At 62.7% G+C, this 14132-nt stretch carries 13 protein-coding genes; 3 read left to right on the forward strand and 10 right to left on the reverse strand.

The features are described 5' to 3' along the window. Window positions 1-35: 35 nt before the first annotated feature. Complete coding sequence (locus ACVWY3_RS16335; protein WP_456839360.1) at window positions 36-1382, reverse strand: calcium-binding protein; 1347 nt, start codon at window positions 1380-1382, stop codon at window positions 36-38. Window positions 1383-2391: 1009 nt separating this feature from the next. On the opposite strand from ACVWY3_RS16335, the gene ACVWY3_RS16340 reads away from it, so the two are divergent. Then, on the forward strand, window positions 2392-2919 hold the full coding sequence (locus tag ACVWY3_RS16340) for a hypothetical protein (RefSeq protein ID WP_456839361.1): 528 nt from the start codon (window positions 2392-2394) through the stop codon (window positions 2917-2919). 881 nt (window positions 2920-3800) lie between these two features. On the opposite strand, the gene ACVWY3_RS16345 is transcribed toward ACVWY3_RS16340, so the two are convergent. The 9 genes from ACVWY3_RS16345 to ACVWY3_RS16385 all read right to left on the reverse strand — a co-directional run bounded on the left by ACVWY3_RS16345 (window position 3801) and on the right by ACVWY3_RS16385 (window position 12118). Next, window positions 3801-4925, reverse strand: a complete 1125-nt coding sequence (locus ACVWY3_RS16345; RefSeq protein WP_456839362.1) for a mandelate racemase/muconate lactonizing enzyme family protein — start codon at window positions 4923-4925, stop codon at window positions 3801-3803. Between the two features lie 39 nt (window positions 4926-4964). Next, window positions 4965-5618: a tagatose 1,6-diphosphate aldolase gene (locus ACVWY3_RS16350; protein ID WP_456839363.1), complete on the reverse strand. Its 654-nt coding sequence runs from the start codon at window positions 5616-5618 to the stop codon at window positions 4965-4967. Window positions 5619-5628: 10 nt separating this feature from the next. Further along, the gene (locus ACVWY3_RS16355) at window positions 5629-6003 is read right to left on the reverse strand and encodes a hypothetical protein (RefSeq protein ID WP_456839364.1); all 375 of its coding nucleotides are present in this window, start codon (window positions 6001-6003) and stop codon (window positions 5629-5631) included. Then, window positions 6000-6941 (reverse strand): sugar kinase, encoded by a 942-nt coding sequence (locus tag ACVWY3_RS16360; protein WP_456843383.1) that lies wholly within the window; start codon window positions 6939-6941, stop codon window positions 6000-6002. Before ACVWY3_RS16360 ends, ACVWY3_RS16355 begins: the two co-directional genes overlap by 4 nt. Before the next feature lie 14 nt (window positions 6942-6955). Beyond that, window positions 6956-8020, reverse strand: coding sequence for an ABC transporter ATP-binding protein (locus ACVWY3_RS16365; RefSeq protein WP_456839365.1), 1065 nt, complete (start codon window positions 8018-8020; stop codon window positions 6956-6958). Window positions 8021-8026: 6 nt separating this feature from the next. After that, window positions 8027-9031 carry a zinc-dependent alcohol dehydrogenase family protein gene (locus tag ACVWY3_RS16370; RefSeq protein WP_456839366.1) on the reverse strand — a complete coding sequence of 335 codons (1005 nt, stop codon included), beginning with the start codon at window positions 9029-9031 and terminating at the stop codon, window positions 8027-8029. A gap of 7 nt (window positions 9032-9038) precedes the next feature. After that, complete coding sequence (locus ACVWY3_RS16375) at window positions 9039-9866, reverse strand: carbohydrate ABC transporter permease (RefSeq protein WP_456839367.1); 828 nt, start codon at window positions 9864-9866, stop codon at window positions 9039-9041. Between the two features lie 4 nt (window positions 9867-9870). Then, window positions 9871-10758, reverse strand: coding sequence for a carbohydrate ABC transporter permease (locus ACVWY3_RS16380; protein WP_456839368.1), 888 nt, complete (start codon window positions 10756-10758; stop codon window positions 9871-9873). 61 nt (window positions 10759-10819) lie between these two features. Then, entirely contained in the window at window positions 10820-12118 is a 1299-nt protein-coding gene (locus ACVWY3_RS16385; RefSeq protein WP_456839369.1) for an ABC transporter substrate-binding protein, read from the reverse strand. 184 nt (window positions 12119-12302) lie between these two features. On the opposite strand from ACVWY3_RS16385, the gene ACVWY3_RS16390 reads away from it, so the two are divergent. Both ACVWY3_RS16390 and ACVWY3_RS16395 read left to right on the forward strand, forming a co-directional pair. After that, entirely contained in the window at window positions 12303-13343 is a 1041-nt protein-coding gene (locus ACVWY3_RS16390; protein ID WP_456839370.1) for a LacI family DNA-binding transcriptional regulator, read from the forward strand. A 10-nt stretch (window positions 13344-13353) separates the two neighbouring features. Continuing rightward, on the forward strand, window positions 13354-14088 hold the full coding sequence (locus ACVWY3_RS16395; RefSeq protein WP_456839371.1) for an SDR family NAD(P)-dependent oxidoreductase: 735 nt from the start codon (window positions 13354-13356) through the stop codon (window positions 14086-14088). Window positions 14089-14132 lie beyond the last annotated feature (44 nt).

Consider the following 14132-nt stretch of genomic DNA (forward strand, 5'->3'; position numbering starts at 1 on the left):
CGCGTATGCTCTTGTTGCAAAACTACGCTAGGAGCTCACGAGTGCCACGCGTGATGGTCGTGGTGGTGAGCCACGAAGTCAGCCAGATGCCCGACGAAGGACCCCGTGTCCGAGGTATCGGTCTGATCAGTGATTGTATCCGACACCGCAGATGACAGCGTGTTCAGGCCTCGCCATCCCCCGTGACCTCCGAACGAGGACGCCGTGGCACCATTGATCCACTGCGAGAAATCGAAGCTCCCGCCGTGGTTGTTGTGCCAGCCGCCGGTATCGCCGCTGGTGGACCCGGACGCGTCGGCCGACCAGTGACCATGGCCGCCATGCCAGTAGCCAGTGTCCGTCGTACCACCGGCCGAAGGGTCGGTGGCTCCGTCCGAACCGGAAACCGGTGTCGTCGGGCTGGTCGTCGGCGCGGAGCTTCCCGTCGAGCCGCCGGTGCTTCCGCCGGCATCGGCAACAGGCGTCGTCGTGCTGCCGTCCGTCCCAGTGCTTCCGCTCGCGTCGGAAGTTGGAGGCGTGCTGCCGTCGGAGGCCGAACTTCCGCTTTGATCGGGCGCCGGCGTGTCGGTCGGCGTTTCAGCCGGGGGCGCGCTAACGACTGGCGGGACCGGGGTCGACGCACCCGCGCTCGTATTGTGCGCGTGGAAGACCTGCTGCAATTCCGGCGAGTTCTCCAGCGCCGTATCGCCATTCTGCGAGCCCCATGCATAGGCGTAGTCAAACGCCGGGTTGGGAACGAGGTCCGCCCAGTGATTGATCATCGCCTGCGCTTGTTCGGCGCTGGGCATGACGACCTGGCTGCCGGTTTCGGTGGTCCAGCCGCCCCCGCCGAACGCCTGGTACACCGGGACAATCGAGTCGAGCGGGATACCTGCCTGTTCCGCAGCAGCGACGTACTTGTCGATGGTGCTGAGATCGACGTTCGGACGATCCGACCAGACCGGATACCAATCGAGACCGAAGTAGTCGATGTGGGTATTCGCCTGGTTGTAGCTGTTCATGTAGCTCGGGTCGTCCGATGATCCCATGTTGTTCAGGACCGTGAACGTCTTGGCGCCGGGATCGTGCTGGTGGATCCAGTCGGATTCCGCCTTCAGGTCCGCCGCGTTGGCTTGCGGGCCCCACTGCCCGGTGGGATCCGGCTCATCCACGAGGTAGAAGCCGAACACTTTTGGATTGTTGAGGAAAGGTGTGACCTTGTCGATGAAGTCCTGAGTCACACCTTGATACTGATCGAGCCAGACCAGACCCTGCACGCCGTTGGGCAATGCGTTCGCCTGGTCGACGTACTGGATGTCCGCGAGATTGAATCCCGCTTCGGCTGGTGTGTAGTTACCGTTCGAGTCCAGACCCCCGCCAGCTGCGTAGTGTAAGGTAGTCAATGATATTCCCCTATGTGTGTTGAAACCCCCAGTGACCCTTTTGGGCCTGACCGCCGACAACCGATCGTGCGTCCCACGGCGGCTAACGTATGTTTACGTTTGAGGCGGGAATTCCCGTTCCTTTGGGCGTAACCAAGGGATTGTTGTGCCTAAAGTTTGCACAGCAACACGACAGCAATGGTTTGCCAAATTGGGAGGCGGCCTGTTTCAAAAGGGGATTCAACGCTCTGCCAACGATCGGCACTACGGAGAGCTCTGAAAATCCGGCACAACGCTGACACAATTGTTTCAATGCCACGGCGGACAGCAAACGGGACAATCTATGCTCGCGGATTACTCCCGATGAGGGAGGTTCTCATCGGCGCCTTTCCATTGTTCAGTGGTCCCGTTCGGCGATTGATTTATTGCAAGCCGGATTCGCTTAGGCATCGGTATTGAGGCACCGAAATCGATTTCGTTGCCGAGCGAGCCGCGAAGTTGCGGAAGAAAGGAATTTTGTCTTAGGCGTCGGGCTGTGTTGCTCGTTCAGCGCCGTCAATCGAAGAGCCGTTTTTTGTGAAATCGCACGCGCCCGTCCATCTGGCGCAACGCTGTTGCGACGTTCGGGCAGAATTGGGCACTCGCTGCCGAGGATTCTATGTTGGCCGAAATCGAGCTCAAGTTTCCAGCGGGCTCACGAATTCAGGTAAAGCAGGCCGCCGGTCCTCGCCTCGCTGGAAGGATCGGGACTGTGATTGGGGCCGGGTACTACCCCAAGAGCCTCCGCGTGATCTTGGACGGATCGAAGGGCCCAATCACCCTTCATGTGAACTACGTGACAATGATTGACACGTGAAGCGGGGGCGCATCTGCGGCTGCGGCGCTCTGCGACGAGCGGCACGCTTGGAGTTACTCCAGAAGTATAGTTGGCCTCTCATGCAGAGTGAGGCCGCTTTTTCGGCGGATTTCAGCCAATCTGTTGATGGTTGTTCCTTGCTCGGGGGCGGGGTCCTTCAATTTGGAGCCTGTGATGTTCAAGCAAGTAATTTTTGCGTGCTGCTTCGTTGCGATCACCTCCCTCACTTCGGACGCGCGACCATATCGAGTAGATCGCGCGTCCGAATGCAACATCACCATGCCCTGTGACTTCTCATCCTACTCGCAAAACTTGAATCAGCGAACGGTGTTGCGGCACTCGCCGCGGACACATCGGTTAGATCAACTTGCCGCGCTCAATACTCCCACCAGCAGTCGAATTGTTGGCGGCCGCCCCGCCGGTTGCCCCTCTGCGTTCTGCGGTTGTGGCGCCGCCCTGCGCGTATTTGGCCGCATCGTGCCGGAACTGAACCTCGCGGCAAATTGGCTGCGGTTCCCGCGCACGTCGCCGGCACCAGGAATGGTTGCGGCAAGGCGCGGACACGTTTTCGTCCTGGAGCAGCATGTCGCCGGCGACGTTTGGATGGCATACGACGCCAACTCAGGTGGACACACAACGCGAATACACGCGCGTTCATTGAGAGGGTACACAGTCGTGAATCCACGCAACGCGGTGATGTGAATAGAGCCCCTCGCCGGCAACTCAGTGGAACAACTGTATGCTTCCGCTGGGCATGAACAAAAGCATGTTTCTGTCGCCAATTCGCTCCGACTGATCCTGACCAATACTTCTGTTACTTGGTGCATTCACATCTGTTCGCGGAGAGATTGGCAAAAAGCCGCTGGCGGCGCCGATAGGTTTGTCGCCAGCGGGCACACGGCTGGACTGCGTCGCCGCCATCGAAATATTCCGAATAGATCTCTTTCGTTGTCCTTGCCAACGCATTGACGGAAATTGCGCTAGCTGAAAAATCCCGATCAGCCACTTCGGTCTGCCGAGCCCTCTCCGGATCGCCCAATCACACCTTTCCTTGTGCTCGCCTCATCATGGGCTGCGTCTCTATCTGCAGAGGAGCGCGGGCTCGGGTCCAAATGCCGAAACAGTTACTCAATTTTGTGTTTGATACACCTCTACGAGGAATTGCCAAAATGTCCCGATTCAGCTTGCATAGGCAGATGCTATGCTCGGAGCTTGACTAGTAGAAATAGCCCAGGATTTTGGAGCCATTTTGGTGAATGACCGAACGCCATTGCAGAGCAGATTTTTTGTTCGAATGGGTGGCAAGGGTTGGATGGTATACGATCGAGAAAGGAAAGGCCCGGCGGTGATTGGAGCCGATCTGGCCGAGAATCTGACGAAAGAGCACGCAGAACGCATCCAACGTATGCTGGATTCGAGAGGAACAGGCGGCGCTGATGGCCCGAAGCGCTAGACTAGGGGAGCGGCAGCGGACGACGCGATGATATTGGGATGAATCGTGATCGCGCTTTGGGTTGTCGATTGAGCATGTCCTTGCCGGAAAGACGCATCGTGTGCGGCCATGGCTACTGGTGCGGAGGCTTTCACAAACTGCGGTGACGTGCAATCGAAGCAAGATCCGGTGTAAAGCCAAGCCCCGGCTCTTCGCCCAGGATGATCGTACCGTCCGTCACATCGGCGACGGGACCGCAGAACAGATCGCGCAACGGATTGTCGTTGATGTCGACCTCGAGCCAGCCGTCGCCTCCAACGCCCGCCAAGAGATGCGCCGAGGCAAGCAGCCCGATGCCGCCACCGAGATAATGTGGGCAGAACGTCTTGCCCGATTTCAGGACGTCACGCGCGAGGCCGGCGCAGGCGCTGAGCCCGCCCCATTTCGCGACGTCGGGCTGAACCACGCCGAGCACGTCTTCGGCCAGAACGAGCTTGAATCCCTCCACGCTGGAGATATTCTCGCCTGCGGCAATCGGCATCTTCGCAACGACCCGCAGCCTGCGCCACTCCTCGCGCGGCCGGTCGGCGCGGATGGGCTCCTCCAGCCAGCGCAGATCGAATGTGGCCAAGCGCGGCAGTATTGCCAACGCCTGCGCAACGGACCACCCCTGATTGGCATCCGCGGCAAGCATACCCGTGCCGATGAGGTCGCGCAGCGCCGCGAGATTGGCGAGGTCGGTCTCGGTACCGAAGCCGACTTTCAGCTTCAGCGCACGATGGCCGCGTTTAAGCGCAGCTTCGGCCGTCTGCGCGGCGCCGCCGGGATTGATGCCGCTCGCGTAGACCTTGACCGTGCGCGACTGTCCGCCGAGCAGCCGCCACAGCGGCAAATTCTGGCGTCGCGCGAAAAGATCCCATAGCGCGAGATCGATGCCCGAAATCGCCTGCGCGAACGGTCCAGGCTCGCCGCATTGGAGCGCCAGCACCTCGGTGCCCTTGGTCAGGGCTTCGAAAGCCTGAGCGGGAGCCTCGAATTTGCGCCCGACGAGGCTCGGCGCAAGCGCCTCGTTGATAAGCCGGGCGCGATGCTCCGCGCCTGGAGCAGGAAAGTTGGACCACGCCTCCCCCCGACCTTCGACGCCGTCCTCGTCGACAACGCGGACAAAGACGGCGGGACGGTCAAGCATGCTGCCGAACGAGGTCACCACCGGCGTAGCCAGTGGGTAGCGGTAGCAGAACGCCTCGATCGAACGGATGGTGAAGCTATCGGTCATGTTGCAGATCCTGCGAGACCATGCGGAACCGGTACCATCTTAGTAGGCGCGCGCGAAGTCACCTTCCTGCTTGATGTCGGTGAATACCGGAAAACGCGCCTTCCATGCCGTGCCCTTGGCCGTGGTCAGCCGGTTGAGCCGCTCCAGCACGCCGAGGCCATCCCTGCGCAGGCTTGCGGAGACTGCCGCGCGATCCGGGAAATACTTCAGGACGGCATCGAGCCAGATGGTCCGGCCCGCCAGGAAGCCGCTTGCGCCTGCGGCATAGGAGTAGTCGAGCACACGCTCGAACTTTTCAGGCGCCGCACCGCCCGACAGCAGTACCCAGGGAATGCTCCGTTCGCGGCAGATATCGCCGATCGCATCGAACTTCTTCTGCGCGGACTTCGCCTCGGCGCTGCCGTCGCGGGCCGGCAGACCGTCAGCCGCAAGCGGGCTCTCCAGCTTAAGCAGATCGACACCATATTCCGGCTTGGCAAACTCGCGAACGCTGTCGATGACGAGACCCGGCAGCTTGCCCGGCGATTCCACGTAGTCGGCGGTGTGGTTGGCACTGCCAAGGAACGGATAGACCAGCAGTTCGAGGACATAGGGAATGTCATGGCGGGCGCAGTCCTGCCCGATCTCCCGCACGAAGCGCTTCTGGTGCTCGTTCACCGCGGCATCGGCGTCCGGCCGGTACCAGGCCAGCACCTTGACGGCGTCACCGCCCCATGGCGCGGATCTTCTCCACGCTCCAATTGGTGATCGCGCGCGACTTCCGGCCGCCAGCGGTCTCCTCGACGCGATGCTCTTCCAGAGTCATGATCAAGCCGCATCGCGGCGGTAACAGGTCGATCGCGGCGGGCACCGCAAAATTCGGGTCGAACAACATCGAGCTGCAATACGGCGCGAGGTTCTCGACGAGGAGGCGCTTGGCCGCCGTGACGTCGGAATATTCGACTTGTTCCCGTGTGATGCCTTTGGCTTTCGCGATGGCATCGAACAGTGGCGGCCGCTGATCTAGCGCGACCATGCGAAAGTGGCCATCCGCGTCAGCAAGTCGTGCCAGGCCGCGGTTCTTTCCAATCGTTCTCATGCCTTCGTCCTCATGAATACAAGACACTCGTTGATATCGGGGATTCCGTTGCGGCCGCCGGCGTGGCGGCATTTGAGGGCAGCCGTGGCTGCCGAGAACGCCATGGCGGCGCCCACATCGAGGCCGGCGCCGACCGCCAGTGCATAGGCGCCATGGAAGACGTCACCCGCGCCTGTTGTGTCGACGACGTCGACGGCGAAGGCCGCCTGCCGTTGCAGCTGGCCGTTCTCGTACCAGCTCACGCCATCCTCGCCACGTGTCACGGCGATAACGGTACAGCCGAAGCGCGCCAAAGCTGCGAGAGATTCATCTTCGGCGGAGCCAGCAAAGGAGGCGAGCGCAGGCTCGGAGAAGATCGCATGATCGGTCAACGGCAACAGCCGCTCGAACACCTCTGCATCGGCCATATCGCCGTCAAGCACCGTCGGGATGCCACGCGCCCGCGCCTCCCCGAACAACGTGGCGGCGCCCTCGGCCCAGCGCGGATCGGCCAGCACGGACGATGCGCGCGCCACGGTTTCGAGCGGAAGCCAGTCCGCGGCCTCCGGATAGAGGCCACGGAAATTGACGATCTGTCGCTCGCCTGCGCTGTCGACGATGATCCCGGAAACCGACGAGCGTCCATCAGGAAACAGCCGGAAATTCTCGACGTCGACGCCTTCAGCGATGAAGGCCGACTTCATTTCTTTGCCGGCGGCATCGTTCCCTGCCCGCCCCCAGAACGCGACAGAGGCGCCGAGCTTTGCCACTGCCACACTCGCATTGGCCGCCATACCGCCGCCGAGCGTGCCGTAGGCGACGGCCTTGATTTTCTCGCTTCCGCCCGCGAACGGCCGATCGACGCGCCAGACCTGGTCGAGCGCAGACAGCCCGAGGCAGATCACGTGCACGGGTCTCGCCCTGGACGCGACGTCCGCCAGCGCGGAGAGATCATCCATGTTGGCCGATGCGTTCACCGCAGGACCTGTCCATTGGCCGCATCGAACAGATGCGTCTTGCCCGGCCGCGGACGCAGACTGATGCGATCGCCGACCTTCGGCCGCAGCGACGGATCGACCCGCGCGATCGCGGGGCCGCCGGCGAGATCGAAATGAATCAGCGTGTCCGAGCCGAGCGGCTCGACCAGCTTGACGTTGATCGCAATGCCATCGGTAGCAACGGCAAAATGTTCAGGGCGAATGCCCAACACGGCGTTGCCGGCCTTGCTCAGGCGGCTTGCGGTCTCGCCGTCCAGCGGCACCACCATTCCACCTTGCGAAAGGATTGCGCGCTCCTGGCGCCACGCCACCGGGAAGAAGTTCATCGCGGGCGAGCCGATGAAACCGGCGACGAACTGGTTGGCCGGCCGCTCGTAGACCATCTCGGGCGTGTCATATTGCTGGATCGTGCCGCTCTGGAGCACCACGATCCGGTCGGCCATGGTCATGGCCTCGATCTGGTCGTGGGTGACGAAGACCATGGTGGTCTTCAGCTCCTGCGACAGCGCCTTGATCTCGGTGCGCACCTGCCCGCGCAGCTTGGCGTCGAGATTGGACAGCGGCTCGTCGAACAGGAACGCCTTGGGGTTACGCACGATGGCGCGGCCCATGGCGACGCGCTGGCGCTGACCGCCGGAGAGCTCTCTCGGCTTACGATCGAGATAAGGCTCGATGTGGAGCAGCGCGGCAGCGCGCTTCACGCGGGCATCGATCTCCGCCTTCGGCGTACCGCGCAGCTCCAGCGCAAACGACATGTTGTCGTAGACCTTCATGTGCGGATAGAGCGCGTAGTCCTGGAACACCATGGCGATATCGCGCTGCGCGGCCTGGACGCCGTTGACGCGCTTGTCGCCGATATAGAGGTCGCCGGACGAGATCGGTTCAAGACCCGCGATGATGCGCAGCAAGGTCGACTTGCCGCAGCCGGACGGGCCGACAAAGACGACGAACTCATGATCCGCGATCTCCAGATTGAGATCGGGAATGACGGTGAAATTGCCGTAGCGCTTGACGAGATTGCGGATCGAGATCGAGGCCATGATCGCTCAGTCCAGCGCCAGCACGGGCTTGATCAGTTCGCCCTTGGCGAAGCGGGCGAAATTTTCGGGCAAGGCCTTAAGGCCGAACTCGCCGTCGACCAGGACGCGATATTCGTCCTTGTACTTGCGCAGCAGCTCGACATTCGGCTCGAACTCCGAGACCGGAAAATAGAAGGTCCGGATCATGTAGAAGTCCTTGCGGCGGAAGACCTTGCCCTCCTCGATGGTCCAGGGCGCAGCGTTCTCGCCCACCAGCACCAGCGCGCCGCGCGGCAAGACCAGATCGATGCCGAGGTTGCGCGCCGCATGGGCCCCCGAGCATTCCATGATGAGGGCAAAGCGCTTGGAGGTCGCGCCGACCGGGTGCGCCGTCGCGCCGAAGGACTGCGCGATCTTCAGCCGCGCCGCGTTGGGATCGGCGACGTAGATGTCGCTATAGCCGAGCGCGCGGAGCGCCAGCACCACGCCGAGGCCCACCGGCCCCGCCCCCATGACGAGGACCGGACCTGCCTCACGCGCTGGCACCACGCGACTGACGAAGCGCACGGCGTGGCCTGACGTGCCGATGGTGTCGAGCAGCAGCGGCGCGAGACTATCCTCGATATCATCGGGTACCGGCAGCAGGCAGTTCTCCGGCACCGGCACGTATTCGGCATAGCCGCCCGGCCTGTTCCAGCCGATCAGGCTGGAGACTTCCAGGCACATCTGGGTGTCGCCGCGCTCGCACGCGGCGCAATGACCGCAATGAAGCGGGATATAAACGGCACAGCGGCGGCCATGCAGCCGGTGACCAGGCTGCTCGACCACGCCGAAAATCTCGTGACCTGCGGTGAACTCGGCGCCCTTGTGCCAGAGCTTGAAGTCCGAGCCGCACAGCGCGGTGCGCGAGACGCGCACCAGCACCTCGCCGGTTCCGACTTCGGGCATCGCGACGCGCTCGATGGTGATGCGGTCGTTGCCGTGGAAGACCGCAGCCTGCATGATCGCATTCGGACGGGGTGATACGTTCATCAGATACCTAGCCTTTCACCGCGCCGAGCGTCAGTCCGGACACCAGCCAGCGCTGAACCAGGGCCGCCAACACCAGTGGTGGCAACGCGATCAGCGTCGCCGCGGCCATGAGGGCGCCCCATTGCGTCGAGCCTTCGCCGATGAAGTTGAAGGCCGCCGCGATCAGCGTCTTGGTGTCGCCGTTCGAGAGCACCAGCGCAAACAGGAAGTAGTTCCACGAGAACACGAAGGCGAGGATCGCCGAGACGGCGACGCCGGATGCCACCAGCGGCAGCGCGATGCGCCAGAGGAGGCGCGTGACGCTGCATCCGTCGACCTGCGCCGCCTCGAACACACTGCGTGGAATGCCGTCGAACGACGGCAGCAACACCCAGATCACGATCGGCAGCGTGATCACGGCATGGCTGAGGATCAGCGCGGTGTAGGAGCCGATCATGCCGACTTGCCGGAACATGACGTACCACGGCAGCAGGAACAGCGTGCCCGGCGCCATGCGCGCGGCGAGCGTCAGGATTGCCGGCCACGAGATGCGCGTCCACGAGACGGCGAAAGCGGCCGGAATTCCGAACAATAGTCCCAGCGCGGTCGAGCCGACTGTGACGATGAGGCTGTTGAGCGCATAGCTCAGGAACGGCGTGGTCTTGGTCAACTCGACGTAGTTCTCCAGCGTCGGCCTGAAGATCAGCGTCGGCGGATATGCGGTGACCTCGAAGGAAGGCTTGAACGAGGACAGCACCATCCAGACCGTCGGCGCCATGATGAGCACGCCGGCGAGCACGAGCTGGATCGTGTTGAGCCAGCGGATCCAGCGATCGGTGGTGGCTGCACCGGTCATGGGGTCACCACGCCACCGCGCCGCGCAGGCGGTTGAAGGCTAGCACGGCGCCGAACACGATCGCCGTCAGCGTCAGCATCAGGGCGCTGGCATAGCCGATGTTGAAGAATTCGAATCCGACGCGGAAGCCGTAGATATTGAGTGTATTCGAGGCGTTGCCGGGGCCGCCCTGGGTGGTGATGTAAATGATGTCGAAGAAGCGCAGCAGATCGACGCTGCGCAGAATCGCCGCGGTGACGATGGTCGGCAGCAGCAGCGGCAGCGTGATGCGCTGGAACGTCTTGAACGGGGATGCGCCGTCGATCTGCGCGGCCTCGTAGACACTCGGCGGCAGCGACTGCAATCCACCCAGCACGATCAGGGCGACGTAAGGCGTCCACTGCCAGCTATCGATCAGTGCCACGGTCGGAATCACCCATATCGGCGAGGCCAGCCAGTCCGACGGCGGCAAGCCAAACAGCTGAAGGATATAATTGGCGGCGCCCAGCGACGGATCGAGAATCACCAGCCACATCATGCCAGCCACGACCGGCGGCATCATGAAGGGCGAGATGAACAGCGAGCGCACGATGCCCGGCAGGCGCTTGGCGTGGAACAGCACCAGCGCCAGCCAGACGCCGAAGACGAGTTGGAGCACCAGCGACAGCAAGTAAAGCGCGATGGTGACCCACAGCCCGTGCCAGAACTCGTAGTCTGAGATCAGCTTCGAGTAATTGGCGAGCCCCGCGAACGACTGCTTGCCGGTCGAGGAGAAATTCTGGAAGCCGAGCCAGATCGTATAGACGACCGGAAACGCAATCATCGCGAGCGTGAAGATCACGGCCGGCGCCGAGAGCGCCGCCATCTCCAGCTTCTGCCGGTCCTGCCTGAGTGCCGCAGCCGTGTCCGACATGCGTTGGTGTCCTCGATCGAATTGGGTGCCGGCAGGCCGCTGGCCTGCCGGCGAGAAGCCGTTAGTTCAGTGCGATCAGTGCATCGAGCGCCTTGTCGGCATCCGCGCAGGCCTGGTCGATCGGCTTCTGCTTCAGGATCAGATCCTGCACGGCCTGCCCGATGAACTCGCGCGATTGCGGATTGGCGACGATGGGATAGCCGACTTCGGACGAGCCCTTGGTGGCCAGCACGTCGAGCGCGGCCTGCCATTCCTTCCGCACCGGCTCCTCCTCGATCCACTTGCGATATTCAGGATCGTTGGCGACGGACGGACGCGGCGGCGCAATGCCCTGGAGCGCCATCTTCTTCTGCACCTCGGGGCTAGTCGCCCACTGCACGAAGTACCAGGCCGCATCCGGCTGCTTGCTGTGCGAGGACACTGCCATGCCCCAGCCGATCGTGGTCGGCACCTGCCCAGCCTCGCCCGCCGGGAACGGCAGCAGACCGGTGTCCTTCAGGCGCGCGCCGCCTTCCATCACGGTACGCAGCTCGTTGGACGATTCGAACGCCATCGCGGCGCGACCGCTGCGATAGAGCGCGGAGATCTGCTGGAAGCTGTAGTTGACGACGCCGGGCGGACCGAAATCGCGCAGCAGCCGGCTATAGGTGTCGAGGGCTTCCTTGCCTTTGGCCGAGCAGAGGTTCGACTTGCCGCCAGCGATGTACGTGCCGCCGATATTGTGCAGCATATTGCTGAAGGTGTAGGCGACCGCCGGCTTGAGGCCGCGCGAGACGAAGGGCGTCACCGCGCTGTCGCAGGTCTTGATCTTCTCGGCGGCAGCCTCGACGTCCTTGATCGTTTTCGGCGCATCGAGGCCACACTTCTTGAAGATGTCCGTGCGGTAATAGAAGATCGGCCCTTCGAGATTCATGGGCATGCTGGTGAGCTTGCCATTGAACGTAGCCGCCTTGAGCAGCGCCTGGCTCAGCCCGGCAGGGTCGTAATCCTTGGCAACCTCATTCCTGGCCATCGCGGTGAGATCGGCGTACCAGCCGGCGGCGGCGAACTGCTCGCCCTCGCGTGAGGGTAGCGTCATGAACACGTCGACCTCGTCGCTGTTCGCATTCATGACAGTGACCAGACGCTGGCGCATCTGCTGTTCCTGATAGCCGTCGACCTTGAGCGTCATGCCGGTCAGCTTCTCGAAATCGGCCTTGTAGGTCAGCAGCGCCTGCGCGACCGGATTGTTATTGGCGAGAAAGGTGACGGTCTTGCCCTTGAACTTCATCCAGTCGAAATCGGCGGCGTGCGCCTGCGCGCTGGCGGCAATCGCGAGAACGGGCAACGCGACATGCGTCGCAAGCATCCTGGCCTTCATCGAACTCTCCTCCCGGCGAGCCGCCTTAAGCTGGCGGACCATTTTGACTATGGCATGAAAACGGTTACAATTTACGCTCCGCCAACGCCGTGTCAAGCAATGGACAAGCTCTGCAATCTGCGACGAATATGCGACATTATCCGCTATCAACCGGCGATCCGAGCCGAGATGTAACGTTACATACATGGGACTAACCAGCGCCAAGTCTGTGAAGCAGGGCATCCGCGCCGTGGCGGCCCGCGCCGGCGTCTCGACGGCATCGGTCTCGCGCGCGCTCAATAATCCCGATGCGGTGAGCCCGCCCCTGCGCGCGCGCATCGAGCAGGCCATCGATGCGCTCGGCTACATCCCGCATGCGCCGGCTCGCATCCTCTCGTCGCGCCGTTCACGTACCCTTGGCGCGATCGTGCCGACGATCGACAACACGATGTTCGCGCGCGGTATTGCCTCGCTTCAGCAGTATCTCTCCTCGGTCGGATACATGCTATTCCTCACCACCAGCGGCTACGATCTCGACGTCGAATTGCAGCAGGCGCGCAATCTGATCAGCCGCGGCGTTGACGGCCTCGTGCTACGCGGCGATTGCCATCACGACGGATTGCGCAAGCTGCTCGCGGACAACGCGGTGCCCTTCATCAATGTCGGCATCTACCAGCCTGACCGTCCTTACCCTTGCGTCGGCACCGACAACGAAGCGGCCGCCCATCGCGCCGCCGCACATGTCATCGAACTCGGTCATCGCCGCATCGGGATCGTCTCGGCGCTTCAGCGCAACAATGACCGCGCCAGCGCCCGCGTCGCCGGCTTTCGCCGCGCGCTCGCCGAGAATGGCATCGAGCTTCCCCCGCAATGGCACGTCGAGGTGCCCTATACGCTCGACGACGCCCGCGAGGCGGCCCGCTATCTCCTCAATCTCAAGGATCGCCCGACGGCCCTGGTGTGCGGCAACGACGTCATCGCCTATGGCGTGCTGCTGGAGGCGGAGCGCGACGGCTTTTCCGTGCCCCGCGATCTGTCGGTGGTCGGTTTCGACGACCTTGACTGGAGCCGCCATTTGCGGCCGAGCCTGACCACGATTCACGTCCCGACGGGGGAAACCTGGCAGCGCGCCGGCGAATATCTGGTCCGGAGCCTCGCCGGCGAGCAGACCATCATGCATCGCGAGATCGACTTCTCGCTGGTGGTCCGTGAATCGACCGCCCCGCCTCCGAAATCCCTGAAGTGAGACAACCCCAATGACTTCGAATTTCTCCCTCGCACCCGGCTTTCATGCCGTCGTGATCGGCGGAGCCGGCGACATCGGCGCGGCGATCAGCAACCAGTTTTGCGACCTCGGCGCGACGGTCACAGCAACCGGTGCCAACGATGCCGATCTTGCCCGCATCCTGCTCAAGCCACGCGCTGGCCTCACGCTTGCGACTCTCGATGTCACCGACGATGCGGCCATCGCGTCATTCGCCGGACAGCACAAGCGCGTCGACGCGCTGGTCAATTGCGCCGGCATTCTTGCACGCGACAAGGAATTCGAGATCGAGACATTCATGAAGGTGCTCGATGTCAATCTCACCGGTACGTTCCGGACCTGCATGGCGTTCCATGCGCTGCTCGCGGAGAGCAAGGGTTCGATCGTCAACATCGCCTCGATGAATGCGATGCTGGCGCTGCCGCGAATCCCCGCCTATTGCGCCAGCAAAGGTGGCGTCGTGATGCTGACCAAGGCACTCGCCCTCAAATGGGCGGAGGAAGGTATCCGCGTCAACGCGGTGGCACCTGGCTACATCGAAACCGCAATCAACGCCGCCGGCCGCACCGATCGCGCACATTATCAGCGCATCGCCGACCGCACCGCCTTCAAGCGCTGGGGACAACCCGAGGACATCGCCGGCGCGGTCGCATTCCTCTGCATGCCAGCGTCGCAGTATGCGACGGGTACGGTGGTCGCGGTTGACGGCGGATTTCTTGCGGGATGACCGAGACGCGACCCGGCCCGCTTCGCACCAATTGCGCCGCCTTA

Source organism: Bradyrhizobium sp. USDA 4486, from assembly GCF_054057995.1.